We start from the raw sequence: 25774 nt of genomic DNA on the forward strand, positions 1-25774 counted from the left end.
GGAGGTGGGCTTATAAAACAGGGGGGCGGCTTTATTGGCCGCCCGCCGTTTTTTTCCAAGGCCTTGTCACAGGGAAAGGCATTTGATATAATAAAGGGTAATTTTAATGGGAAAGGACGGTGGCCGCCCATGAAATACAAACAATGGAATCAGGCGGCCAGCGATCCGGCCGCGGTGGCCGCTCTGGAGCGGGCGGGACTGCCCACTCTGGCGGCCATGACCCTGTGCGCCCGGGGGATGGATACCCCGGAGAAGGCCCGTGCCTTTCTGGACGCGGGACGGGGTCAGCTTCAGGACCCCCTGCTGATGAAAGACATGGACAGGGCCGCCGCCAGGCTGGCCCGTGCCCTGGCGGCGGGGGAGACCATTGCAGTCTACGGCGACTATGACGTGGACGGCATCACCTCCACCAGCCTGCTCACCGATTTCCTCCGGCGGGAGGGGGGAGATGTGATCCCCTACATCCCCGACCGGATGGAGGAGGGCTACGGCCTGAACACCGACGCCCTGGACACCCTCCACCAGGCGGGGGTGAGCCTGGTGGTGACGGTGGACTGCGGCATTACCGCTGTGGAGGAGGCCCGCTACGCCACCCGCCTGGGCATGGATCTGGTGATCACCGACCACCACGAGTGCAAGGAGGAACTGCCCGCCGCGCTGGCGGTGGTGGACCCCCACCAGGCCGACTGCCCCTATCCCTTTAAATGTCTGGCCGGCGTGGGGGTGGCCCTCAAGCTGGTGCTGGCCCTGGGTGGGAAGCCCCGGCAGGAGGAACTGCTGGGCCGGTACGCCGATCTGGCGGCCATCGGTACGGTGGCCGACGTGATGAGCCTCACCGGGGAGAACCGCACCATTGTGCGCCTGGGGCTGGAGGCCCTGCGCCACACCGGCCGCCCCGGCCTGAAGGCCCTGCTGCGGCAGGCGGGCCTGGAGGAGCGGCCCCTCAATTCGGTGGCCATCGGCTACACCCTGGCCCCGCGGCTCAACGCCTCGGGCCGGATGGGGTGCGCCTCCCTGGCCGCCGAGCTGCTGCTCACCGCCGATCCCGCCCGGGGAGAGGAACTGGCCATCCAGCTGTGCGAGCTCAACCGGGAGCGGCAGACCATTGAGGCCCAGATTTCCGCCGAGTGTCAGGAGCTGGCCGAGGCCCTGCCGCCGGAGGAGCGCTATGCTCTGGTGCTGGCCGGCGACCACTGGCACCAGGGAGTGGTGGGCATTGTGGCCTCCCGCCTGGCGGAGAAATACTCCTGCCCCGCCTTTATGATCTGCCTCCAGGACGGCAAGGGCAAAGGCTCCTGCCGGTCCTTCGGCGGCTTCAACCTGTTTGCCGCCCTGGAGCACTGCGCCCCCCTGCTGGAGGGCTTCGGCGGCCATGAGCTGGCGGCGGGCTTTACCATTCTGGAGGAGAACATCCCCGCCTTTACCGCCGCCATGAACGACTATGTCCGCCAGTGTACCGGCGGCGCCGAGATGGTGTCCACCCTGGATGTGGATTGTCCGGTGGACGATGTGGGTATCCTTACCCTGGAAGGGGTGGAGGGACTGGACCTGCTGGAGCCCTATGGCTCGGGCAACCCCAAGCCGGTGTTCTCCCTGTCGGGCTGCCTCATCACCGCCCTCAGCGAGGTGGGGGGCGGCCGGCATCTGAAGCTGAAGCTGGCCTCCGGCGGCCGCAGCTTTGACGCCATTTTCTTCTCTGCCACCGCCGCCGAGATGGGGGTGGCCCAGGGAGACCGGGTGGATGTGGCCTTTACCCCCCAGGTCAACGAATATCGGGGGTGGCGCTCGGTCCAATTCCAGGTGTGTGACCTGCGCCCCGCCCTGACCCGGGCCCAGGCCGAGCGGGCCCTCTTTGAAAAATTCCGCCGGGGCGAGGAACTGACCCGCCGGGAGGCGGCCGCCCTGCTGCCCACCAGAGAGGAATTCGTGGTTCTCTGGCGCTATTTGAAGGGCCATGCCGGACAGTCTCCTCTGGAGGAGACCGCCCACCGGCTGGCCCGCAACATCGCCCGCTCCGCCGGACGGCGGGAGACCGTCATGCGTACTCTGGTATGTCTGGAGGTCTTTGACGAGCGGGGACTGATCCAGCTGGAGCATACCACCGACCACCTCCACATCGCCCTGCGGACGGTGGAGGGCAAGGTGGATCTGGATGACAGCTGGATCATGCGCCGGCTGCGGGGCATGAGCGGATAAATTTCCCTTTCATTTTTATTTCGACAGGAGGTGCCCTGTATGGACCCCATCCTGGAGCGTTATCAGGCTCTTGAGGACAAAATCAAAACCTATAATCCGGCACTGGATACCCAGCGCCTGTTCAGCGCGTTCACCTATGCGGACAATGCCCACTCCGGGCAGCTGCGCAAGGACGGATCGCCCTATATCACCCATCCCCTGGCGGTGGCCGAGATCGTGGCCGAGCTGGAGCTGGACACCGACTCCATCATTGCCGCCCTGCTCCACGACTGTATCGAGGACACCGGTTCCACCCACGAGGAGATCGCCAAGCTCTTCGGGACGGTGGTGGCCGACCTGGTGGAGGGCGTTACCAAACTGACCCGGGTGCAGTATACCTCCAAGGAAGAGGAGCAGATGGAGAACCTGCGCAAGATGCTCATGGCCATGGCCAAGGACATCCGGGTGATCCTGATTAAAATCTGCGACCGGCTTCACAATATGCGCACCATGGAATACCAGTCGCCCAAGAAGCAGAAGGAGAAGGCCCTGGAGACCATGGAGATCTACGCCCCCATCGCCCACCGCTTAGGTATGCAGCGCATCAAGTGGGAGCTGGAGGACACCTCCCTGCGCTACCTGGACCCGGTGGGTTACAAGGAGATCTCCGACGAGCTGGCCGCCCGCTCTGCCGCCCACGAGGAGTTTTTGGCCACCGTCCAGCGGCGCATTCAGGAGCGGCTGGACGCCGAGGGCATCCACTGCACCATCTACGGCCGGGTGAAGCACGCCTATTCCATCTACCGGAAGATGTACACCCAGAACAAGACCATGGATGAGATTTTTGATCTCTATGCCTTCCGGGTCATTGTAGATGACATCCCGGAGTGCTACAATGTGCTGGGCGTCATTCACGATCTCTTTAACCCGGTGCTGGGCCGGTTCAAGGACTACATCGGCACACCCAAGCCCAACGGCTACCAGTCCCTTCATACCACCGTCATTGGCCGGGACGGCATCCCCTTCGAGGTGCAGATCCGCACCTGGGAGATGCACCATACCGCCGAATACGGCATCGCCGCCCACTGGAAGTACAAGCAGGGCATGGCCAACACCAAGCTGGGCACCGAGGAGGCCTTTGAGTGGGTGCGCAAGCTGCTGGAGAGCCAGCAGGACGTGGACGCCGAGGAGTTTGTCCGCACCATGCGGGTGGACCTGTTCTCCGACGAGGTGTTCGTGTTCACCCCCCGGGGTGACGTGATCAACCTGCCCGCCGGGGCCACCCCCATCGACTTTGCCTACAACATCCACTCCGCCGTGGGCAACCACATGACGGGGGCCAAGGTCAACGGCCGCATGGTCACCTTCGACACCCCCCTGAAAAACGGCGACATCGTGGAGGTCATCACCTCCAAGTCGGCCCACGGTCCCAGCCGGGACTGGATGAAGATCTGCAAGTCCAACGAGGCTCGCAACAAGATCCGTCAGTGGTTCAAGAAGGAGCGGCGGGAGGAGAACATCGCCACCGGACGGGCCTCCTTCGAGTCGGAGCTCAAGCACGTGGGCCTGTCTCTGGCAGCCATCACTGCTGAGGACGTGCTGCCCTTTATTTTGAAGAAGGTGCGCTTCGGCACCCTGGATGAGCTGTATGCCGCCATCGGCTACGGCGGTATGTCCGCCCAGAAGGCAGTGGTGCGGGTCAAGGACGAGATGACCCGGCTCAACCGCCTCCACGCCGAGCAGGCGGCTGCCGCTGAAAAGACGGCCCAGCAGCAGGATGCCATTTATCCCGCCACCAGCAATCAGCCCACCGTGCCCGTCAAGACCGGCAAGCACGACCAGAGCGGCATCATCGTGGAGGGCATCGACAACTGCCTGGTGAAGTTCGCCAAGTGCTGCACCCCCGTGCCCGGCGACCCGGTGGTGGGCTTTATTACCCGTGGCTTCGGCGTCTCCGTCCACCGGGCGGACTGCCCCAACGCCGCCCCCGAGAAGCGCAAGCCGGAAGAGGAGGGCCGCTGGATCAAGGTATCCTGGGCCACCGGGGAACTGGCCACCTACCGTACCTCCCTGGAGATTGCCGCCAAGGATCGGGACGGCCTGACTCTCGATGTGGCCATGGCCCTGTCCACCATGAAGGCCAAGACCACCAGCCTGTCCGCCCGCTCCATGCCCGACGGCTACGCCACCGTCAGCATCGTGCTGGAGGTCAAGAACCACACCGAGCTTACCGCCGTTATCAACAAGCTGGGTCAGATCCAGGGCGTGTACCAAGTGAAACGCGCTACCGGATAAAAAATAATCTAGGGGCGGCCACAAGGGTCGCCCCTGCGGTACGACCACTGCCTTTTCTCTTGTTGAGGAGAACGAATGATGATTCAGAGAGAGATACTGCAAGAAAACGAGACCTTGGACCGGCTGATCTCCCAGTGCTTTGCGGGCGGAGAGCTGCTCCGGCGGGAGCTGCGGCTCACCGAGGCCCAGGCCGCCTATGTGGCGGGACATTATTGCGCCCAGGTCATTCCCATGGGCGAACATTGGTATGAAATTACCTTCCAGGAGGCATTTTACAATGGCTGCAACTGAATTTGTGCCCGTGCTGCTTGGCTCGGACATCAACGCCTACAGCATGGCCCGGGCCTTCCATGAGGCCTACGGCGTACATTCCGTGGTGTATGGAATGTTCCCCGCCAGCGTGTGCGCCGGCAGCAAGATCATCGACTACCGGGTGCGGGAGCACAATGACCGGGTGGACAAGGTGCTGGAGAACGTCACCGAGGTGGCCAAAGAGCACCCGGACAAGAAGATTCTGGTGCTGGGCTGCGGAGACAACTACCTCAACTCCATCTCCGCTAACCTACCCAACTACCCCGAGAACGTCATTGCTCCCTATGTGGACCTGTCCATGCTGGAGACCCTGATCCACAAGGAGAAGTTCTACGACCTGTGCGACAAGTACGGCATCGACCATCCGGCCACCTACGTCTACCACAAGGGGGAGGGCCACGGCTTTACCCTGCCTTTTGAGGGCCCCTTTGTAGTCAAGCCCGCCGAGTCGGACACCTACTGGAAGCATCCCTTCCCCACCCAGAAGAAGGCCTACGTCCTCCAGACCCGGGAAGAGGTGGACCAGGTCATCGACGACATCTACAACGCCGGATATGAGGACTCCCTCATCATCCAGGACTTTATCCCCGGTGACGACAGCTATATGCGGGTGGTCACCAACTACTCCGGCGCCGACGGCAAGGTGCGCCTCATGTGCGTGGGCCACGTCCTGCTGGAGGAGCACACCGCCCACGCCATCGGCAACCATGCCGTCATCATCACCGAGCCTGAGCCCGAGCTGTGCGAGAAGCTGAAGGGCTTCCTGGAGGCCATTAAATTTACCGGTTTCTCCAACTTCGACATCAAGTACGACCAGCGGGACGGCAAGTTCAAGGCCTTTGAGATCAACTGCCGCCAGGGCCGGTCCAACTACTATGTCACCGGCGCGGGCTACAACCTGGCCAAGTACCTGGTGGAGGACCGGGTTCTGGGCAAGGACTGTGAGCTGACCATCACGAAAAACCGCCATCTGTGGTGGGTGATTCCTCCCAAGGTGGCCTACGACTATGTGAATCCCAAGTACCATGAGGAGATGAAGGCCCTGGAGAAGGCGGGCGCCGTGGTCAACCCCCTGTTCTACAAGCCGGACAACGGCCTGGTGCGTACCCTGCGCATTATGAAGGGCCAGAAGCGGTATGTGGGCTGGTACGCCTCTTGTATGGAGAAAGTCCGATGAGTGAACAGAGATTGGGGATCTTGGGCGGCATGGGGCCCCAGGCCACCCAGGACTTTTATCAGCGGATTCTGGACCGCACCGACGCGGCCAAAGACCAGGAGCATCTGCCTACCCTGATCTGGAGCGACACCTCCATGCCCGACCGCACCGCCGCCATTCTGGGGGGCGACGCGGAGGGCTGCTACCAGCGGCTGCTGGCGGGTGCCCGTCTGCTGGAGAGGGGTGGCTGCACCGTGCTGTCCATTCCCTGCAACACCTCCCACTACTTTGCCGACCGGCTCCAGGGGGATATCTCCATCCCTCTCATCCATATGCCCCGGGAGACCGTGGGGGTGCTGGCGGAAGAGGGACGGAAGAGAGTGGGCATCCTGGCCACCGACGGCACCATCCGTACCAGCGTGTACCAGAAGGAGTGCGCCGCCCGGGGCATTGAGGCCGTCTCCCCGCCGGAAGAGGTCCAGAAGCTGGTGATGAGCATCATCTACGACGAGATCAAGCGGGGGGAAAAGGGCTCCCGGGAGAAATTTGCCGTCATTGACCGCTGGCTCCGTCAGGCCGGGTGCGACAGCGCCATTCTGGGCTGCACTGAGCTGTCTGTCTACCGCACCTATCACGGCCTGCCCGACTACTATCTGGACGCTATGGACGTGCTGGCTCAGCGGTGTATCACCGCCTGCGGCTACAAGCTGCGGATGGTATAAGCAATGGGCCGATGGAGACATTGGCCCCACAAGTTTACGGTGGTGAAGAAAATGACCGATTTCCGCCGCCCTTTGGGCGACTATGTGCAGCTGCTGCTGCGCCATGACCTGCTGGCCGACAAGGGGCCGGTCCACGCCGGCCTGACCACCCCGGTGGCCCTGGTGTCCTGCGACTCCCAGGTGGTGATCCCCCACACCCTCTTTATCTGCAAGGGGGCCAAGTTCAAGGAGGACTACCTGCGCCAGGCCATGGACAAGGGGGCCTTCGTCTACGTCAGCGAGACCCCCTATCCCAACGTACCTCTGCCCTGCCTGCGGGTCACCGACATCCGGCAGGCCATGGGCCTGCTGGCCGATCTGGCCTACGGCCACCCCTCCGGCAAGCTGACCATCACCGGCATTACCGGCACCAAGGGCAAGACCACCACGGCCTACTATATCAAGTCCATCGTGGACACCTGGCTGGCTGCCCAGGGCCACCGGGAGAGCGCCCTGCTCTCCACCATCGTCACCGACGACGGCCTGGAGCGCAAGCCCGCCAAGCTGACCACCCCGGAGCCCCTGGACCTCCAGCGGCACCTGTCCAATGCTGTCACCGCCGGGGCAGACTACCTCACCATGGAGGTGTCCTCTCAGGCTCTGAAGTATGGCCGGGTCATCGGGGTGGACCTGTCCTGCGCCGTGTTCCTCAACATCGGCGAGGACCACATCTCCCCAGTGGAGCACCCCGATCTGGAGGACTACCTCCAATCCAAACTGTTGATTTTCCGGCAGGCGAAAACTGCCTGTATTTCCATGGACTGCGATCACGCCCCTGAGGTGGCTCAGGCCGCCGCCCGGTGTGAGCAGGTCATCACCTTCTCGCAGAAGGACCCGGCCGCCACGGTGTACGGCACCAACGTCCGCAAGGAGGGGAACAAGATCGCCTTCCACGTCCGCACATCCCGGTATGAAGGGGAGATGGCCATCTCCACCCCCGGCCTGTTCAACGTGGAGAACGCCCTGGCCGCCGTGGCGGTGGCCGAGGTCTATGGCATCCCCCAGGAGATGGTGAGGGAAGGTCTGGAGAAGGCCTTCGTCCCCGGACGTATGGAGCACTATGCCAGCGCCGACAACCAGATCTCCGTCATTGTGGACTACTCCCACAACGGCATGAGTTTGAAGAACGCTCTGCGCTCCGTCCGGGCGGAGTACCCCGATCGCCAGCTGACGGTGCTCTTCGGCTGCACCGGCGGCAAGGGCATCGACCGCCGGGAGGGCATGGGCAACGCCGCCGGCGAGTGGGCCCACCGGATCATCCTCACCGAGGACGATCCCGGTCCTGAAGAAGTGGAGGACATCTGCGCCGACATCGGCGTGTTCCTCAAGCGGTGGAATAAGGACTACACCGTCATCCCCGACCGGGAGCGGGCGGTGGAGACCGCCATCCTGGAGGCCCAGCGCCCCGCCGTGGTGCTGCTGGCGGGCAAGGGCTGCGAGACCGCCCAGAAGCGGAAGAACGGCCCCGAGCCCTGTATCCCAGATGGAATCCTGGCTCGCCAGGCTTTGGATAAGTATGACCGTGACCATGCTGAATAAGGCTTTTGCCGCCGCGGGCGCCGCCGCCTGGGGCGGCTTGCCGTTTTCAGAACTGGCGGAGGACATGACCCCCGAGGCCATCGCAAAGGCGGAACAGCTGTGTCCCAACCCCCGCACCGTGCTGGTGGCCGCCTTCCCCTACTACGCCGGGGACCGGCCTGGCAACCTGTCCCTCTACGCCCGTGGGCGGGATTATCACCAGGTTGTTACCGGGAAATTGAATACTATTTGTGATATTTTGCGAGAAAAATACCCGAATGGGGTATGTTTGCCCGCTGCCGACAATTCCCCCCTGCCGGAACGGCAGGCTGCCTGGCGATGCGGTATCGGCCTGCGGGGGAAGAATGGGCTGGTGATTTTGCCTCCCTACGGCAGCTATGTGTTCCTGGGCACCATCCTCACCGATGTGGAGCTGGACCTGCCGCCCCGCACGCCGTCCGCCCACTGTGTGGGCTGCGGCAAGTGCCTGGCCGCCTGTCCCGGCGGCGCCCTGGGAGAAGATGGGGTAAATCTGTCCCGCTGCCTGTCCGGCCTGACCCAGAAGAAAGGAGAACTGACTGGGGAAGAGGAGGCGCTGGTGAAGGCCCATCCCCTGATCTGGGGGTGCGACTGCTGTCAGCGGGCGTGTCCTTATAACGCCTCTCCCGAGTTGTCTCCTTTACCCGAGTTCCGGGAGGATCTGGTGGATGCCCTGGACCGGGCCGATCTGGAGGGACTGACCAACCGGACCTTTCGGGAGCAGTATGGCGGCCGGGCCTTTGCCTGGCGTGGGCCTGCCCCTTTGCGGCGCAACCTGGAATTGAAAAAGAGTGTGTAACAATCCCCCCGCTCCGGAACTTCCGGAGCGGGGGGATTGTTATTATCGGGGTGAAATGGGCTTCAGACTGCGGGCCAGCAGGTCGTCCATATAGCGGCACAGGGTTTGATCGGGGATATCGGGGCATTCCATGGTGATATGGGTATATAGTCCAATCAGGGCGGAGGAGAACATCACGCCCTGGATCACCGCATCCAGCTCGTTGACGTTGCGCTGCTCCAGCTTGCGGCGGAGGCTCTTCACAATGTCTTTTTTCCAGCGGTACACAAACATAGGATCTCCGCGGTTGCTCAGCAGGACCCGGTACCAGTCTAGGTTTTCCCGGATATGCGTAATGGTGCGCAGGGCGGTGTCGGTGGCGCTGCTGTGGTCCATGATGTCGGGCAGATTACGGCAGATTTCCCACAGGGCGGAGAGCAGCCGGTCCTCCACACCCTGCAATACTGCAAATTTATCCTCAAAATAAAGGTAAAAAGTGGAGCGGGCTATACCGCATACTTGGCAGATGCCGGCAATGCTTACGCCGTCGATACCGTCCCGCTGGTAAATTTCCAGAAAGGCGGATTCAATATCCTGAATAGTGCGCTGGCGGTTCAGCGTCCTGCGGGGGGGCATATCCATCAACTGCCTCTCATTAGAAATCAAAGAAGGTTTGCGGATCTGCTGCAAAATAGGGGGTACTTTGCTTAAATTATTATTATATTTGACCAAGAATAAAATTGCAACAAAAAATCGGAGGGGAATGGACACTTTGCCTCCGTTTGTTCAGTTACTGTACGGTAGATTTTTGTGTGATGTGTATAAATAGAGGTAGTTTATGCTATCTTTTTCACACAGAACAAACAGAAAAAGGAGGAGCTGTTATGAGCCAAAGACCTGTTCTTACCCCGGAGGAGCGGGCGCTGTCTTACGCCAAGTACTATGATCTGCCCATTACTCCCATTCCCCAGGAGAAACTTGCCATCTTGGAGGGCGGCCCTATTGATCCCTCTCTGGCCCTGAAGATTGAGGATCGCAACGATTTGTTCCTGCCCGGCTATCTGCCCTGTGAGACCGGCTACTGTGTGATGCCAAACGGTACCGGCTATCTGGCCAACCGCACTGAGATGCCCGGCGTCACTCCTGAGATGTTTGAGTGGTGGTTTGCCTGGCACGGCCTGAACGATATGCGCTACCGCATCTGGGACCCGGAGGACCACTTCTACGCCCGTCAGCAGAATCCGGACAAGGTGCTGGACCCCAGCGTGCCTATGCGGGAAAAAACTTGGGGCACCGTTCACCATGTATTGGAGGACATAGGAGGCGGTCCCGACGAGCTGATCCTGAACTTCCGCTATCCCCATGAGCTGGGATACGACGAGTCCAAAGTTGGTACCCCCGCCTGCGCCACTATGATGTGCGCCAACGGCCATGGACCGGTACCCGGCCAGGGTGTGGCCGCCATCATGACCCACATGGTTAGGGAGATCGAGGGCGGGATCGAGCTGCGTTCCCGCTTCTGGATCGGCTACGGCCTGGTGGACGGCCAGGTGGTCAAGCTGCTGCCCGACGGCGTCAGCGTGCCCCCGGTGGCGCCCATGGGCCTGTTTGCCCATAATCTGAAGGAATTCGGCCATCTGGCCGCCATCCTGCCCTCCCTCTACGCCGAAGAGAAAGACCGCTGGTAAGCGGAACAGACGGAAAAGGAGAAGAATTATGTGTAAGAAGAAAGATTTTCCTGTAGTAATGAATGTATTTCTGGCCTTTTTCATTACCCTGGCGGTGACCATCTTCAACCTGGCAGTCAACAATAACCTGAATGTTCCCGCCCTGGTGGTTGGTATGGTTTACGGTTTCTGCCTGAATCTGACGCTGGAGACGCTCATTGACCTGCCTGCCTTTGGCAATTTCTTTGTCAAGGCCTTTCACCTGAAAATGGAAAGTATCGGAGCATACTTTGTGCGGATCTTTTTCATCGTGCTGCTGCTGGTGCTGCTGATGAGCTCCATCCTGATGTTCTGTGAAGTGGGCTTTCTGCTGGGTACGGGGTTCTTTGGTTTTTGGATCACCAAAGTGCCCGCTATCTTCCTGGTGGCCTATATAACCGCGCTGATCTTCTTCCCCCTGTGTATCAAGGGCGCCCAGGCGCTGTGCACCCGGGACTGAACTGCATACATAACCGTCAGCCCCTCCGTTCGGTACGGAGGGGCTGCTTTTGTCCATAAAGCTCCTCCGGCAGGCGGAGGAGACGTTGGAACGGCTTGCCTGCCCGCTCCGATACCGGGGCGGGCAGCCGCTGTGGGTGGCCTGGTCCGCCTTGTCTGACTGAATGGTATCGCCAATGCCCCAGGGTTAAGCGGTCTCCTTCAGTGGTGGACATCTTGTCCAGAGGGGGACAGACCACGTTCTTGGCAACAACAAGGGCGCGCTGCTGATGCAGCGCGCCCTTGCCGGCATGGAACTTTACTTCTGCAGACCCTGCGCAAAGTTCATGAAGATCTGCGCCACTTCCGCGCGGGTGGCGGTGCCGGTGGGATCCAGAACGTTGCCGCCCTTGCCGGACAGCAGCCCGGAGCCTACCGCCCACTCCATGGCCTCAGCGGCCCAGGAGGAGGTATCGGCGCCGTCGGTGAAGGTGGTCAGGTCGCCCTTGGCGGACACGTCATACTCCTTGTACTCGGCATAGCGGTACAGGATGGTGGCCAGCTGCTCGCGGGTTACGGTGTCGTTGGGAGCAAATATGGTGTCGCTGTAGCCCTTGACGATGCCTTTGGAGGTAGCCCAGTTCACAGCGTCGGTGTACCACACGCCGCTCTCCACATCGGTGAAGGACAGGGTGGCGTCGGTCTCAGGCTGGCCCTCCAGCCGCCACAGGATGGTGACGATCATGGCACGGTTGGTGGTCATGAGGGGGGCAAAGGTGGTGGTGGAAGTACCGTCCATCAGCTTGTTGTCATAGACGTACTTCACAGCCTCATAGAACCAGTCGTCGGCCTTCACGTCGGTGAAGGGCAGGCCGGTGTCCACGGGGGTATCGTCCTTGGTGAAGGAGGCCTCCACAGTAACGGCAGAGGCGGGCATGGTGAAGGTGTACTTGCCGTCGCCCTTGTCGGTGAGCTTGACCTCATCGCCGTTCTTGTCGGTGACGGTGAGGGTATCCAGCTTGTAGCCCTCGTCAGGCTTCACGGTCAGGGTGACGGTGAGGCCCTTGGGGGCGCGGGTGCGGCTGGGAGTTACGGTGCCGTTATCGCTGTCCTCCACGGTGATGGCATAGGAGGTAGAGGGAGTGGTAGCATTCTCCAGAGCCTGCATGGCATCCTCCAGAGCGGCCACAGCAGCGGTCACCTCTTCAATGGTGGCCAGAGGACTGCCACTGAGGGCGTGGGCATAGACCACGGCCTGGAACAGGTCGCCTTCCAGCCCGGTGCTGGTAAAGTCCAGCCCCTCCTCCGTCACGATCTCCTCTGCCTTGGCCAGCAGATCGTTCAGAGCGGTTTTATCCACAGTCTGGCAAACCAGGAATTCCTGAATGTCATATTGGCTGCCGTTGAAGGCTACGCCCTGGAATTTGACATAGCGGGCGCTGAAGCTTTTTTCTGTACATATTATACAATAAAAATTTTTTCTTTTAACCGCCGCCAACGTAAGGAGCGGCACAACAAGACCGGGGGGCGAGCGGATCATAGCCGCGGCCTGTGGGACAGTTATCTGAATGTTCGGAAAGAGGCGGCAGGAATTCCGCCGGCTGATGTGCTTGTACGGATAGGGCGTGATCCATCCTACCATGATAGTTTCAGACAGATGCGGAAGAAAGCGGCCCAGAGAATAGAGGCCTGTGAGGAAGTGCGGGAAATTTAGTTGGACACATTCATATATGGCGTTATCCGTGACAGTGATTCTTCCACCCAACCGGCGGACTGATTGCGCAGCTTCTCGCGGTGTGTGGCTTCAGGAAAACGGCTGGAGAGGAACCGGCGCGCTCTTTGCCCGGGGTGATGGCCGCCTTGCCCGGGACGGGAAATGGGCATCCTCCGCCGGTAAAATATGCCTCTTGACGGCGTTTTCTATTTTATAAGGTAGCGGCGGTATATCGTGCCGCCTTAACTTTGATGAAAAGGTTAAAACCTTTCTTTTCTGAAAAAATAAAATCCCCCAAAGCCTTGCGGCTTCAGGGGATTATTCTGGTGGACGATACAGGACTTGAACCTGTGACCTCCCGCACGTCAAGCGGATGCTCTACCAGCTGAGCTAATCGTCCGAACAGCATGGACTATTATAGCGAAAAGAAAGGTGCTTGTCAACACTTTTTTGAAATTTCTCTTTTCAAGGCCGGAAAGGGCTGGTATACTGAGGAAAACGCCGTGAACAAGGAGGAAATGGTATGGCAGGACGGGTGGTTCTCATTACCGGCGGCAGCCGGGGCATCGGCGCGTCGGCGGCCCGGCGGTTTGCCGCCGGGGGGGACCGGGTGGTGGTCAACTACTGCCGCTCCAGAGAGAAAGCGGAGGCTCTGGCGGAGGAGATCGGCGGCTGGGCGGTCCAGGCCGACGTGTCAGACTCGGTCCAGGTACGGAATATGGTTGACAATGTGTTGGATAAATTTTGTCAACTTGACATTCTGATATGCAACGCAGGCATTGCCCAGCAGAAATTATTTGGCGATCTGACGGACGAGGATTGGCGGCGGATGTTTGCCGTTAATGTGGACGGAATGTTCTACACCATCCGGGCGGCGCTGCCTCATTTCATTCATCGCAAGGCGGGAAAAATTTTGACTTTGTCCTCTATGTGGGGACAGGTGGGAGGTTCCTGCGAGGTGGCCTATTCTGCCGCAAAAGCTGCTGTCATCGGGCTTACAAAGGCTCTGGCCAAGGAGGTTGGGCCCTCTGGGATCACGGTGAACTGTGTGTCTCCCGGGGTCATTGATACCGAGATGAACGGCAACCTGGGCCCCGAGGATCTGGCCGCTTTGGCGGAGGAGACCCCCCTGGAGCGCATCGGCCGGCCGGAGGATGTGGCGGAGGCCCTGTGGTATCTGGCTTCCGACGCTGCAAACTTTATCACGGGACAGGTTTTGTCCCCCAATGGCGGACTGATTATCTGAAAATGCCTGCCTACGTTCATAAATTGTTCATACTTCACACAAGGGCTGCCTGCCAAGGGGCGGCCCTTGTGCATTTTTGAGGTTGACAATTTCCGGCGACACGCATATAATTGTCAACAACTTCTTGAAGGAGGAATGAACGATGAAAAAGTCTCGCATCCTGTCTCTTGCGCTGGCGGGTGCGCTCAGCTTCTCCATGCTGGCCGGCTGCGGCGGCGGCACCGAGGGCGGCTCCGCCAATACCCCCGCCGGTGGCAATGAAACCACCAGCGGCAACACCGAAGGCACCATTCAGATCGGCGGCATCGGCCCCCTGACCGGCTCCGCTGCTGTTTACGGCCTGGCCACCAAGCAGGGCGCCGAAATCGCCATTGAGGAGATCAACGATCTGGGCGGCCTGCAGTTCTCCCTGAATTCCCAGGACGACGAGGGCGACATTGAGAAGGCTGTTAACGCCTACGGCAAGCTGAAGGACGACGGCGCCAAGATCATCTACGGCTGCACCACCACCAACCCCTGCGTGGCCGTGGCTGCCGAGACCTATAACGACCGCTACTTCCAGCTGACTCCCTCTGCCTCTTCCACCGACGTGACTGCGGGCAAGGACAACGTGTTCCAAGTGTGCTTCACCGACCCCAACCAGGGCGTGACCGCCGCCAACTATATTAAGGACAACAACCTGGGTACCAAGGTCGCTGTCATCTACAACAACGGCGATGCCTACTCCACCGGCATCTACAACTCCTTCCAGGCCACTGCCAAGGAGATCGGCCTGGAGGTTGTGACCGTTCAGACCTTCCCCGATGACACCAACACCGACTTCAACGTGCAGCTGTCTGCCGCCAAGGACGCCGGCGCCGATCTGGTGTTCATGCCCATCTACTACACCCCCGCTTCCCTGATCCTGTCCCAGGCCAAGAGCATGGGCTATGAGCCCACCTTCTTCGGCTGCGACGGTATGGACGGTATCCTGGACCTGGAGGGCTTTGACAAGAGCCTGGCCGAGGGCCTGATGCTCATGACTCCCTTCAACGCCTGGGGCGAGGACGAGCGCACCAAGACCTTCGTCAGCGAGTATGAGGCTGCTTACGGCGGCATCCCCAACCAGTTCGCCGCTGACGGCTACGACTGTATGTACGCCATCTATGAGGCCTGCACCGCTGCCGGCGTTACCGCCGACATGAGCGCCGAGGAGATCTGCGAGGCTCTGATCGCTCAGTTCACCTCCAGCGACTTCAGCGTGGACGGCCTGACCGGCACCGGCATGACCTGGTCTGCCAACGGCGAGGTCTCCAAGGCTCCCGTGGTGGTCAAGGTCGAGGGCGGCGTGTACGTCACCCAGTAAGTGCATCAGCTTCCGCTGACATAGAAAATGAAAGCGGGTTGCCGGGGGGACCCGGCAGCCCGCTTTTCCCCATGTATCCCCAATCGGATGTATGGTGGAAACATCGGCAGCCCGCAGGACCGCCGATGTTTCTGCCATACACAGAACAGAGAAAACAAGTAGAGAGGTGAATGGTTTGAGCTTCCTCAATAATCTGATCACCGGTATCAGCCTGGGCAGCGTCTACGCCATCATCGCCCTGGGCTACACCATGGTGTACGGCATCGCAAAGATGCTGAACTTTGCCCACGGCGACGTCATCATGGTGGGCGCCTATGTGACCTTCTTTGCCACCGGCAGCTTTAATCTGCCCCCTGTGGTGGGCGTACTGCTGGCTGTGGTGGTATGTACCGTCCTGGGCGTCGTCATCGAAGGACTGGCCTACAAGCCCCTGCGTCAGGCGTCCTCCCTGGCGGTGCTCATCACCGCCATTGGCGTCAGCTATTTCCTGCAAAACGCCGCCCTGCTGCTGTGGGGCGCCGATCCCAAGGTGTTTACCCCCGTCATCCCTGAGGGCTCCCTGCCCATCTCCGGTGTGAACATCACCTATGTGTCTCTGGTTACCGTACTGGCTTGCATCATCATCATGCTGGCCCTCACCTGGTTCACCAGTAAGACCAAGATGGGCAAGGCCATGCGGGCCTGCTCCGAGGATAAGGCGGCCGCTCAGCTCATGGGCATCAACGTCAACCGCACCATCTCCATGACCTTTGCCATCGGCTCCGCTCTGGCCGCCATCGCCGGTGTGCTGCTGTGCTCCAGCTACCGGACTCTGATGCCCACCACCGGCTCCCTGCCCGGCATCAAGGCCTTTACCGCTGCCGTGTTCGGCGGCATCGGCTCCATCCCCGGCGCCATGCTGGGCGGCATCCTGCTGGGTATCATCGAGACCTTTGCCAAGGTGATCAATACCAACATCTCCGACGCGGTGGTCTTTGCGGTGCTTATCATCGTGCTGCTGGTGAAGCCCGCCGGCCTGCTGGGCAAGACCGTCCGCGAGAAAGTGTGAGGTGAGGGATATGAAGAAATTGACTTCCGGCCGGAAACGGCTGATCAACAACACCATCACCTACGCCATTGTCATTGCGGCCTTTGTGATCCTTCAGGTGCTCAATGCGGGCGATATGCTGTCCTCCTCTCTGCAGGGCCAGCTGGTGCCCATCTGCGCCTATATCGTCATGGCTCTGTCCCTCAATCTGGTGGTAGGTATCTCCGGTGAGCTGAGCCTGGGCCACGCCGGATTTATGAGCGTGGGCGCCTTCTCCGGCGTAGTGACCGCCATGTCCCTCCAGGATGCCATTCCCAACGGAGCGGTCCGCCTGGTGGTGGCCATGATCGTGGGCGCGGTGCTGGCTGGTATTGCCGGCGTCATCGTGGGTGTGCCTGTGCTCCGTCTGCGGGGTGACTACCTGGCCATCGTGACTCTGGCCTTCGGCGAGATCATCCGCAACATCATGAACGTGCTCTATGTGGGCGTGGATAAGAACGGCCTCCACTTCTCTCTGGAGAATGAGATGGCCCTCAACCTGGAGGAGGGCGGCAAGGCCATCCTGAAGGGGCCCATGGGCTTCACCACCAACGTGAAGCTGGCCTCCTTCACCGCCGGCTTTATCCTGGTGCTCATTGCCCTGACTGTGGTGCTCAATCTGGTGAACAGCCGCTCCGGCCGGGCCATTATGGCCCTGCGGGACAACCGCATCGCCGCCGAGAGCGTGGGCATCGGCGCTACCAAGTACAAGCTGATGGCCTTCGTTACCTCCGCCGTTATGGCGGGCGCCGCGGGCGTGCTCTACGCCATGAACTTCTCTTCCGTGGCCCCCAAGAAGTTTGACTTCAACACCTCTATTCTGGTGCTGGTGTTCGTGGTGCTGGGCGGTATCGGCAACATCCGCGGCTCCATCATCGCCGCCGCTTTCCTCACCTACCTGCCCGAGCTGTTGCGTGCCATCAACCTGGATGAGTACCGGATGCTGGTGTACGCCATTGTGCTCATTCTGGTGATGATCGCCACCAATAACCCGGTGATGCGCGGATTCTTCAACGGCATCAAGGAGAAATTCCGCAAGTCGCCGGAACAGCCGGCCGAGAAGGGAGGCGTCAGCCATGAGTAAACCCAAGCGTCCCGAGACCAAGCTGGTCCCGGTGCCCAGTCCCAATATTATCCCCGAGCGCGACATCAAGCAGACCCCCATCCTGGAGTGCCAGCACCTGGGCATCGACTTCGGCGGCCTTACCGCCGTGAATGAGTTCAACATGGCCATCGGCCGCACCGAGATCGCCGGCCTCATCGGCCCCAATGGCGCCGGTAAGACCACCGTGTTCAACCTGCTGACCAAGGTGTATCAGCCCACCCGGGGCACCGTGCTGCTGGAAGGCATTGATACCCACAATATGTCCACCGTTCAGGTGAACAAGGCGGGCATCGCCCGTACCTTCCAGAACATCCGCCTGTTCGACAACCTGACGGTGGAGGACAACGTAAAGATCGGCCTGCACAACCATGTCCGCTACCCCATGTGGAGCGGTATCCTCCGTCTGCCCAGCTACTGGAAGAAGGAGAAGCTGGCCCATGAGAGCGCTCTGGAGCTGCTGAGCATCTTCGATATGCAGCATCTGGCCAACGCCAAGGCGGGCAGCCTGCCCTACGGCGCCCAGCGCAAGCTGGAGATCGTCCGTGCCCTGGCCACCAACCCCTCTCTGCTGCTGCTGGACGAGCCGGCGGCGGGCATGAACCCCTCCGAGACCGCCGAGCTGATGGACAACATCGTCAAGATCCGGGATACCTTCCACATCGCCATTCTGCTCATCGAGCACGACATGAATCTGGTTATGGGCATCTGTGAGGGTATCTGCGTGCTCAACTTCGGCCAGATCATCGCCAAGGGCACCCCCTCGGAGATCCAGAACAACCCGGAGGTCATCAAGGCCTATCTGGGCGACCAGAAGGAGGTATAAGCCATGGCGGTATTGCTGGACGTCAAGAACATCAACGTGTACTACGGCGCCATCCACGCCGTGAAAGACATCTCCTTCCACGTGGAGGAGGGGGAGATCGTCACCCTCATCGGCGCCAACGGCGCCGGTAAGACCACCACCCTCCAGACCGTCTCCGGCCTGCTCCACACCCGCACCGGCTCCATCGAGTTTATGGGCAAGCCCATTCAGGCGGTACCCGCCTCCAAGCTGGTGGCTCAGGGCCTGGCCCAGGTGCCCGAAGGCCGCCGGGTGTTCCAGCAGATGACGGTGGAGGAGAACCTGGAGATGGGCGCCTTTACCCAGCCCAACTCCACTATTGCCCCCAACCTGGAGCGGGTGTACGCCCAGTTCCCCCGGCTGAAAGAGCGCCGCAAGCAGGTGGCGGGCACCCTGTCCGGCGGCGAGCAGCAGATGCTGGCCATGGGCCGTGCCCTCATGTCCAACCCCAAGCTGCTCATGCTGGATGAGCCCTCCATGGGTCTGGCTCCCATCCTGGTGGAGCAGATCTTCGACATCATCAAGGAGCTGCACAAGGCGGGCACCACCATTCTGCTGGTGGAGCAGAACGCCCAGATGGCCCTGAGCGTGGCCGACCGGGGCTATGTGCTGGAGACCGGCCGGGTGACCCTGACCGGTCCGGGCCGGCAGCTGCTGGCCGACGAGGCGGTGAAGAAGGCCTACCTGGGCGGTTAAGCCCCAATAAAACGAGAGAGAAAGCGCGCTGCAATTTGCAGCGCGCTTTTTTTAAGAAAAGCTATGGCGGAACTAAATTTAGTGTGGTAAAATGATGTGGTAAATATTGGAATGTCTGGAAGGGGAGGGATATGCAGCGAGCATATTCTTCCGGACCGCGCTGTCTGAAACAGGCCCTGACAAACCGGCCAGAGCCGTTTTGGAAGAAACCGCCCTCCATGCCGGAGCGGAGATCAAAAAGGGAGGAAATCTGTATGAAAAAGACGCTGCGTAAACGTATCCTGGCTGGCGCTGCTGTTGCCGCCCTGTTGTGCGGGACGGCTGTGGCGGCCAGTACCGTCACCACCAAGATGATCGAAGCCAACTACATGGGTATCAAGATCGTGGTGGACGGGGTGGAGGTCACCCCCAAGGACGCCAACGGCAAGGTTGTGGAGCCCTTTGCCAGCAGCGGCACCACCTATCTGCCTGTCCGCGCCATCGGTGAGGCTCTGGGCAAGGAGGTCACCTGGGACGGCAGCACCGCCACCGTCTATGTGGGCGAGGTGCCCGGCCAGGCCACCGACTGGATGAAGAAGCTGCCCCCCTATCAGGTGAGCACCAATACCAAAATCTTTGACGGCAGCGATCCCAAGAGCTATATGACCATTTCCGGCAACAAAATTGCTCAGGGTGTCCAGATGTCGGGCGGCTACAAGAATGAGGGCTACGCCATCTGGAACACCAACCTCCAGTATGACACCATGACCTTTACCATCGGCCATGTGGACGGCTCCAAGGAGTACAAGATCAGCCTGGACGTGTACCTGGACGGCGAGCTGGCCGAGACCTATACCATTGACTGGAGCGACGCCCCCCAGACCATCACCATCCCCCTGGACCACGCTGCCAATGTGCGGCTGGAGACTCTCAACGTGGAGGGCACCAGCGGCTGGAACCATGAGTTCGGCATCTACGATATCTCCTTCTCCTGAATCCACCCAAAGGAGCGCGCCGCAGCGGCGCGCTCCTTTTTATATGGAAAAAGATTTAACATTTTTCTGCTTTCTCTCCCTGACACAGCGTGATACAATAAACACATATAATGGATCGCTATGGACTGTGACAGGAGGGAATCGACGGAACTATGCCAAATTACTACGCGCATCTAAAATTTGGAGATAAAGTACTGGGCGGGCTGCCTCAGCCTCTGGCCCAGGTCATTGATGAGGAGCGGGAGGCCTTTGATCTGGGCTGTCTGGGCCCCGACCCGCTGTTTTTTTATCAGCCCATCCGGCCCAACGCCGTCCGCCGGGAGGGGGTGCGGATGCACCGCAATTCCGCCCTGCCCGCCGTGGAGCGGCTTCGTCAGGCCATTGAGGAAGGTGTGCCCATGTCGGTGGGCTACGGCGCCGGATTTTTGTGCCACCTGGCCCTGGACAGCGCCTGTCACGGCTATGTGGACGAGCGGGCCGCCGACGGCCCCATCTCCCACATGGCCATGGAGGGAGAGTTCGACCGGATGCTGATGGAGAGCGACGGCCTGGATACCGTCAGCCAGGCCCATCTGCCCACCCCGCCCCAGAAGGGAAGCCAGGTGTGGGACGCCGCTGCCTGTGCCTATATCCATGCCTCTCCCCGGCAGGTCCGCCGGGCCTACCGGGCCATGAATTTTTACTTGGGCTTCTTTGCCCGCTCCTGCGGCACCCGCCGGGGCAAGGTCATCGGCGCGGTGAGCCGGATGCTGCCCATCCAGTCCGCCAAGGACGTGGCCCTGAAGGAGACCCCCCATCCCGCCTCCCTGGAGAGCAGCGCCGACCTGGACCGGCTGCTGGAGGGGGCGGTGGACGAGACCACCCAGCAGATCGACGCCTTTTTCCAGGCCATCCGGGAGGACGCCCCGGTGCCCGCCTGGTTTGACCGGGATTTCAAGGGCACGCCCCAGACAGGGGAGAAAACCTGGACCGCGGTGCTGGGCGGCTCCCTCTCCTGAAGCGATTCCAGCATGATACGGGCGACCATAAAGGTCGCCCCTACACAAGATACCTCGTAGGGGCGGCCTTTATGGCCGCCCGATTTTTTTAAGACGGGTCCACCGCCTCCAGCAGAAAGGTGACCGGGCGGAGGAAAAATTTTCGAAAAAGGGATTGACAAGGATGGTTAGTTGGTGTAAACTCATACTCGTTCAAAGGGGTTAGCGACAACTAATCTAACATATCACCAAGGAAAGCAGGCGGCCCGGCCGCCGTTGGGAGGGAAGAACCATGATGCCGCTGACATTGGCAAAACAGGGGGAGCCGGTCACCATCCGGAAGATCACGGGAAAGGATGAGCTCCGCCAGCACCTGGCCGAGTTGGGCTTCGTGATGGATGCCACGGTCACCGTGGTCAGCCAGCTAGGCGGGAACCTGATCGTGCAGGTGAAGGATAGCCGCATCGCCCTGGACCGGAATATGGCCGGACGAATCATGATCTGAGAGGAGCAGAGCAATGAGAACTTTGAAGGACGCCAAGGTGGGGGACACCGTCACGGTAGTACGCCTCCACGGCGAGGGCGCGGTGAAGCGCCGCATCATGGATATGGGCATTACCAAGGGTGTGGCCATCCAGATCCGGAAGGTGGCTCCCCTGGGGGACCCCATGGAGCTGAACGTGCGGGGCTATGAGCTGAGCGTACGCAAAGCCGACGCCGAAATGATTGAGATTTCCTGAGCCGTAGGGGACGATGTCCTCATCGGCCAGCCTTCCCCGGGGGAAGGCTATTTTTCAGACTGATGGTTAGCTAACGCTAATCAAGAAGGGAGTAAGAAGATGGAGTTGAAGATCGCGCTGGCGGGCAACCCGAACTGCGGTAAAACCACCCTGTTCAATGCCCTGACCGGCTCCAGCCAATACGTGGGCAACTGGCCTGGCGTGACGGTGGAAAAGAAGGAGGGCAAGCTGAAAGGCCACAAGGATGTGGTGATCCAGGACCTGCCCGGTATCTATTCCCTGTCCCCCTACACCCTGGAAGAGGTGGTGGCCCGGAACTATCTGGTGAACGAGAAGCCGGACGCCATCCTGAACATTGTGGACGGCACCAACATCGAGCGCAACCTGTACCTCACCACCCAGCTCATCGAGCTGGGCATCCCGGTGGTGGTGGCGGTGAACATGATCGACCTGGTCCGCAAGAACGGGGACGTGATTGATCTGGAGAGGCTGGGGGCCGCCCTGGGCTGCCAGGTGGTGGAGATGAGCGCCTTGAAAGGCGAGGGCGGCAAGGAGGCCGCCGAGCGGGCGGTGGTGCTGGCCAAGACCAAGAAGGCCGGCGAGCTGCCCCATGTGTTCACCGGCAGCGTGGAGCACGCCATTGCCCACATTGAGGAGTCCATCGCCGACCTGGTGGATGAGCGGTATCTTCGCTGGTACGCCATCAAGGTCTTTGAGCGAGACGAGAAGGTGCTGGAGACCCTCAACCTCACCGGCGAGCTGAAGGAGCATCTGGAGGCCCACATTGCCGACTGCGAGCGGGAACTGGACGACGACGCCGAGAGCATCATCACCAACCAGCGCTACGTCTACATCAGCTCCGTGGTGGGCAAGGCCGTGAAAAAGAAGAAGGCCGTCCATTCCATGACCACCTCCGACAAGATCGACCGGGTGGTGACCAACCGCATCCTGGCTCTGCCCATCTTTGTGGCGGTGATGATCCTGGTGTACGCCATCGCCATGGGCGGCAGCGCTTTTGCGCTGGGCACCAAGGCCACCGAGTGGGCCAACGACGGGCTCTTCGGCGACGGTTGGTTTGTCCCCTTCACCGCCGACACCGAGGCCTGGGAAGAAGCCTCCGGCGCCTGGGAGGAGGCTTCCACCATGATCGCGGGCTATGAGGCCGGCGAGAGCGAGGTCTACTTCTACGATGACGAGACCGGCGAGACCACCGTGGTGCCCGTCACCGAGGAGGCCTATCAGGCCGCCCTCCAGGTGTCCGAGCCCGATCCCAACGACTACGGCACCTGGGTACCCGGCATCCCTGTACTGGCCGAGGGGGCGCTTACTGCCATCAACGCTCACCCGGTGCTCCAGTCCCTGATCCTGGACGGCATCATCGGCGGCGTAGGGGCCGTGCTGGGCTTCGTGCCCCAGATGCTGGTGCTCTTCCTGCTGCTGGCCATTCTGGAGGACGTGGGCTATATGGCCCGTATCGCCTTCATCATGGATCGGATCTTCCGCCGCTTCGGCCTGTCCGGCAAGAGCTTCATCCCCATGCTGGTGGCTACCGGCTGCGGCGTGCCCGGCATCATGGCCTCCCGCACCATTGAGCAGGAGCGGGACCGGCGCATGACCATCATGACCACCGGCTTCATCCCCTGCGGCGCCAAGATGCCCATCATTGCCCTCTTTGCCGGAGCCCTGTTCGGCGGCTCCGCCTGGGTGGCTACCTCCGCCTACTTCATCGGCGTGGCGGCGGTGGTGATCTCCGGCATCATCCTGAAGAAAACCAAGGGCTTCGCCGGTGACCCCGCCCCCTTCGTCATGGAGCTGCCTGCCTACCACGCCCCCGCCGCCGGCAATGTGCTGCGGGCCATGTGGGAGCGGGGCTGGTCCTTCATCAAGCGGGCCGGTACCGTCATCCTGCTTTCCTCTATCATTCTGTGGTTCCTCCAGGGCTTCGGCTTCGTGGACGGCGTGTTCCAGATGGTGGAGGACAACAACGACTCCCTGCTGGCCGCTGTGGGCCACGCCGTGTCCTTTATCTTTGCGCCTCTGGGCTTCGGCTTCTGGGAGGCCACCGTGGCGGTGGTCACCGGCCTCATCGCCAAGGAGGAGGTTGTTTCCACCTTCGGCGTGCTCTTCCCGGGCAACCTGACCGTGGATATGGCTGCCGCCTTCACTGCCATTTCCGCCTACTCCTTCATGATCTTTAACCTGCTGTGCGCCCCCTGCTTCGCCGCCATGGGCGCCATCAAGCGGGAGATGAACAGCCCCAAGTGGACCCTGGCCGCCATCGGCTATATGTGCGGCTTTGCCTATGTGATCTCCCTCATCGTCTACCAGATCGGCGGACTCATTCTGGGCCAGGTGGCCTTTGGCGTGGGCACCGTGGCTGCCCTCATCTGCCTGGCGGGCCTCATCTACCTGCTGGTGCGCAAGAACAAGTATGAGGAGTCCGGTATCAATCTGCGGGCGGTGGCTGCCGCCGAGTAAGGCGTCCCGCCCATCTTATCAAGGAAAGGAGCATCTTTATGCTACCCACGATTCTCATCAGTCTGGCCATTGCGGCTGCCTGCGCGGCCATTGTGGCCCGGGGCATCCACAACCGGCGCCACGGCAAGAGCAGCTGCTCTTGCGGCGGCTCCTGCGGGAGCTGCGGATGCTCCGGTATGTGCCACCCCGGCCGGGAAGAACCCGCCAAACGCTAGGAAGGAGCATACCATGGAACTGACCAACACCAACATCCGCTATCTGCTGACCATCTATGACCTCTCCCAAGTCCGGCTGGAGGTCTCCTCCAAGGACATTGCCGCGTCGCTGGCGGTCTCCCGGGCGTCGGTCACCAGTATGATGTCCATCCTCATTGACAAAAACCTGGTGGATAAGGAGCGCTACGGCAAGATCCACCTGACCGGCCTGGGCCGGGCACTGGCCCGGGAGCTGGCCGGTCAGGCCGGACGGCTGGCCACCGATCTCCAGACCCGGATGGATCTGTCCGGGGAAGAGGCCTGGAAGGCCGCCTGCGCCGCCGTATCCGAGCTGCCCCGGCGCTGCTTCCAGCAGCCCCTGGCGGCGGTGCCCCTGCCTGCCTGAGTTTCCCTCTCTCTTTCCATTCCCCTCATACCGCCCCGCCCGCCGGACATTCCGGCGGGCGGGGACTTTTTGTGCAAAAAGGCGGAGGCGGCAGGCTTGAAATGCCTGCGGCGGGTATGATATAGTATCAGAGTATGTATTTCAGCGGGAGGCGCTTTTTCTTGTTTGACGGACTGTTATTTGATCTGGACGGCACCCTGTGGGATTCGGTGGATTCCATCTGTCTGTCCTGGAACCGGGTGCTGGCGCGGATCGCGCCCCAGTATGCCGGGCAGATCACCCGGCCCCGGCTCATCGGCTGTATGGGGATGCTGCTGCCCGATATTGTGAAGAAGCTGCTGCCCGATCTGGACTGGAAGGAGATCCAGCCCCTGCTGGACGGACTGCTGAAAGAGGAGAACGCCCATGTGGCCCGCCACGGCGGCATCCTCTATCCCCAGGTGCCTGAGACTCTGGAAATCCTGGCCCGGGATTATCCCCTGTTTATTGTCAGCAACTGCCAGGACGGCTACATCGAGGCCTTTTTCCAGGCACATGGGCTGGGAAAGTATTTCACTGACTATGAAAATCCCGGCCGTACCGGCAAGCCCAAGGGGGACAACATCGCCCTGGTGGTACAGCGCAACGGCTTGAAAAAGCCCCTGTACATCGGGGATACCCAGGGAGATTACAACGCCGCCACCCAGGCGGAGGTGCCATTCCTTCACGCCGCCTACGGCTTCGGCCACATCGACCATGAGGTGCCCCATGTGGATGCTTTTGCGGATATCCCGGCGGCGGTGAAACGGCTCAGTCCGCCGTAAAAACGGGCGGC

25 protein-coding genes and 1 tRNA gene are annotated in these 25774 nt (G+C 61.0%); 23 read left to right on the top strand and 3 right to left on the bottom strand.

Annotation, left to right across the window (positions count from 1 at the left end):
* The first annotated feature begins 129 nt into the window (after positions 1-129).
* The 7 genes from recJ to B5G42_RS04600 all read left to right on the top strand — a co-directional run bounded on the left by recJ (position 130) and on the right by B5G42_RS04600 (position 9055).
* On the top strand, positions 130-2196 hold the full coding sequence (gene recJ / locus B5G42_RS04570; RefSeq protein WP_087267113.1) for a single-stranded-DNA-specific exonuclease RecJ: 2067 nt from the start codon (positions 130-132) through the stop codon (positions 2194-2196).
* 39 nt (positions 2197-2235) lie between these two features.
* A complete protein-coding gene (locus B5G42_RS04575; protein ID WP_087267116.1) occupies positions 2236-4470 on the top strand; it encodes a RelA/SpoT family protein in 2235 nt (744 codons plus the stop codon).
* A 75-nt stretch (positions 4471-4545) separates the two neighbouring features.
* Entirely contained in the window at positions 4546-4761 is a 216-nt protein-coding gene (locus B5G42_RS04580) for a hypothetical protein (protein WP_242958978.1), read from the top strand.
* On the top strand, positions 4748-5959 hold the full coding sequence (locus B5G42_RS04585; RefSeq protein ID WP_087267119.1) for an ATP-grasp domain-containing protein: 1212 nt from the start codon (positions 4748-4750) through the stop codon (positions 5957-5959). Before B5G42_RS04580 ends, B5G42_RS04585 begins: the two co-directional genes overlap by 14 nt.
* Positions 5956-6660: an aspartate/glutamate racemase family protein gene (locus B5G42_RS04590; RefSeq protein ID WP_087267123.1), complete on the top strand. Its 705-nt coding sequence runs from the start codon at positions 5956-5958 to the stop codon at positions 6658-6660. The genes B5G42_RS04585 and B5G42_RS04590 overlap by 4 nt, the downstream gene beginning before the upstream one ends.
* Positions 6661-6663: 3 nt before the next feature.
* Complete coding sequence (gene murE, locus B5G42_RS04595; protein WP_242961128.1) at positions 6664-8238, top strand: Mur ligase family protein; 1575 nt, start codon at positions 6664-6666, stop codon at positions 8236-8238.
* Positions 8216-9055, top strand: coding sequence for an epoxyqueuosine reductase (locus tag B5G42_RS04600; protein WP_242961129.1), 840 nt, complete (start codon positions 8216-8218; stop codon positions 9053-9055). Before murE ends, B5G42_RS04600 begins: the two co-directional genes overlap by 23 nt.
* A 42-nt stretch (positions 9056-9097) precedes the next feature.
* On the opposite strand, the gene B5G42_RS04605 is transcribed toward B5G42_RS04600, so the two are convergent.
* Positions 9098-9676 carry a TetR/AcrR family transcriptional regulator gene (locus tag B5G42_RS04605; protein ID WP_087188445.1) on the bottom strand — a complete coding sequence of 193 codons (579 nt, stop codon included), beginning with the start codon at positions 9674-9676 and terminating at the stop codon, positions 9098-9100.
* A 242-nt stretch (positions 9677-9918) separates the two neighbouring features.
* Between B5G42_RS04605 and B5G42_RS04610 the strand changes: the two genes are divergently transcribed.
* Both B5G42_RS04610 and B5G42_RS04615 read left to right on the top strand, forming a co-directional pair.
* Entirely contained in the window at positions 9919-10722 is an 804-nt protein-coding gene (locus B5G42_RS04610) for a DAPG hydrolase family protein (protein WP_087267129.1), read from the top strand.
* 58 nt (positions 10723-10780) lie between these two features.
* Entirely contained in the window at positions 10781-11200 is a 420-nt protein-coding gene (locus B5G42_RS04615; protein WP_242959453.1) for a hypothetical protein, read from the top strand.
* Between the two features lie 297 nt (positions 11201-11497).
* On the opposite strand, the gene B5G42_RS04620 is transcribed toward B5G42_RS04615, so the two are convergent.
* Both B5G42_RS04620 and B5G42_RS04625 read right to left on the bottom strand, forming a co-directional pair.
* Positions 11498-12538 carry an S-layer homology domain-containing protein gene (locus B5G42_RS04620; RefSeq protein WP_242961130.1) on the bottom strand — a complete coding sequence of 347 codons (1041 nt, stop codon included), beginning with the start codon at positions 12536-12538 and terminating at the stop codon, positions 11498-11500.
* A gap of 678 nt (positions 12539-13216) precedes the next feature.
* Positions 13217-13292, bottom strand: a tRNA-Val gene (locus B5G42_RS04625).
* A 123-nt stretch (positions 13293-13415) separates the two neighbouring features.
* Here B5G42_RS04625 and fabG point away from each other — a divergent pair.
* The 14 genes from fabG (at position 13416) to B5G42_RS04695 (ending at position 25763) form a co-directional block, all read left to right on the top strand.
* Positions 13416-14138, top strand: a complete 723-nt coding sequence (fabG, locus tag B5G42_RS04630; RefSeq protein ID WP_087267135.1) for an elongation factor P 5-aminopentanone reductase — start codon at positions 13416-13418, stop codon at positions 14136-14138.
* Positions 14139-14280: 142 nt separating this feature from the next.
* The gene (locus B5G42_RS04635; RefSeq protein ID WP_087267138.1) at positions 14281-15483 is read left to right on the top strand and encodes an ABC transporter substrate-binding protein; all 1203 of its coding nucleotides are present in this window, start codon (positions 14281-14283) and stop codon (positions 15481-15483) included.
* A gap of 175 nt (positions 15484-15658) precedes the next feature.
* Positions 15659-16531 carry a branched-chain amino acid ABC transporter permease gene (locus B5G42_RS04640; RefSeq protein ID WP_087188438.1) on the top strand — a complete coding sequence of 291 codons (873 nt, stop codon included), beginning with the start codon at positions 15659-15661 and terminating at the stop codon, positions 16529-16531.
* Between the two features lie 10 nt (positions 16532-16541).
* Positions 16542-17633: a branched-chain amino acid ABC transporter permease gene (locus B5G42_RS04645; protein ID WP_087188437.1), complete on the top strand. Its 1092-nt coding sequence runs from the start codon at positions 16542-16544 to the stop codon at positions 17631-17633.
* Positions 17626-18477, top strand: a complete 852-nt coding sequence (locus tag B5G42_RS04650) for an ABC transporter ATP-binding protein (RefSeq protein ID WP_087267141.1) — start codon at positions 17626-17628, stop codon at positions 18475-18477. Before B5G42_RS04645 ends, B5G42_RS04650 begins: the two co-directional genes overlap by 8 nt.
* Before the next feature lie 12 nt (positions 18478-18489).
* On the top strand, positions 18490-19191 hold the full coding sequence (locus B5G42_RS04655) for an ABC transporter ATP-binding protein (RefSeq protein ID WP_343212813.1): 702 nt from the start codon (positions 18490-18492) through the stop codon (positions 19189-19191).
* A gap of 254 nt (positions 19192-19445) precedes the next feature.
* A complete protein-coding gene (locus B5G42_RS04660) occupies positions 19446-20165 on the top strand; it encodes a stalk domain-containing protein (RefSeq protein ID WP_087267145.1) in 720 nt (239 codons plus the stop codon).
* Positions 20166-20317: 152 nt separating this feature from the next.
* Positions 20318-21163, top strand: a complete 846-nt coding sequence (locus B5G42_RS04665; protein ID WP_087267148.1) for a zinc dependent phospholipase C family protein — start codon at positions 20318-20320, stop codon at positions 21161-21163.
* 271 nt (positions 21164-21434) lie between these two features.
* Complete coding sequence (locus B5G42_RS04670; protein WP_087267152.1) at positions 21435-21647, top strand: FeoA family protein; 213 nt, start codon at positions 21435-21437, stop codon at positions 21645-21647.
* Positions 21648-21660: 13 nt separating this feature from the next.
* Complete coding sequence (locus B5G42_RS04675; protein ID WP_087267155.1) at positions 21661-21882, top strand: FeoA family protein; 222 nt, start codon at positions 21661-21663, stop codon at positions 21880-21882.
* 99 nt (positions 21883-21981) lie between these two features.
* The gene (locus B5G42_RS04680; RefSeq protein ID WP_087267158.1) at positions 21982-24360 is read left to right on the top strand and encodes a ferrous iron transporter B; all 2379 of its coding nucleotides are present in this window, start codon (positions 21982-21984) and stop codon (positions 24358-24360) included.
* 38 nt (positions 24361-24398) lie between these two features.
* Positions 24399-24575: a FeoB-associated Cys-rich membrane protein gene (locus tag B5G42_RS04685; protein WP_087267162.1), complete on the top strand. Its 177-nt coding sequence runs from the start codon at positions 24399-24401 to the stop codon at positions 24573-24575.
* Between the two features lie 13 nt (positions 24576-24588).
* Positions 24589-24960 carry a metal-dependent transcriptional regulator gene (locus B5G42_RS04690; protein WP_087188427.1) on the top strand — a complete coding sequence of 124 codons (372 nt, stop codon included), beginning with the start codon at positions 24589-24591 and terminating at the stop codon, positions 24958-24960.
* Positions 24961-25121: 161 nt separating this feature from the next.
* The gene (locus B5G42_RS04695) at positions 25122-25763 is read left to right on the top strand and encodes an HAD family hydrolase (protein WP_242961131.1); all 642 of its coding nucleotides are present in this window, start codon (positions 25122-25124) and stop codon (positions 25761-25763) included.
* Positions 25764-25774 lie beyond the last annotated feature (11 nt).

It is taken from the genome of Flavonifractor sp. An91, from assembly GCF_002159225.1.
GTDB classification, from domain to species: Bacteria; Bacillota; Clostridia; order Oscillospirales; family Oscillospiraceae; genus Flavonifractor; species Flavonifractor avicola.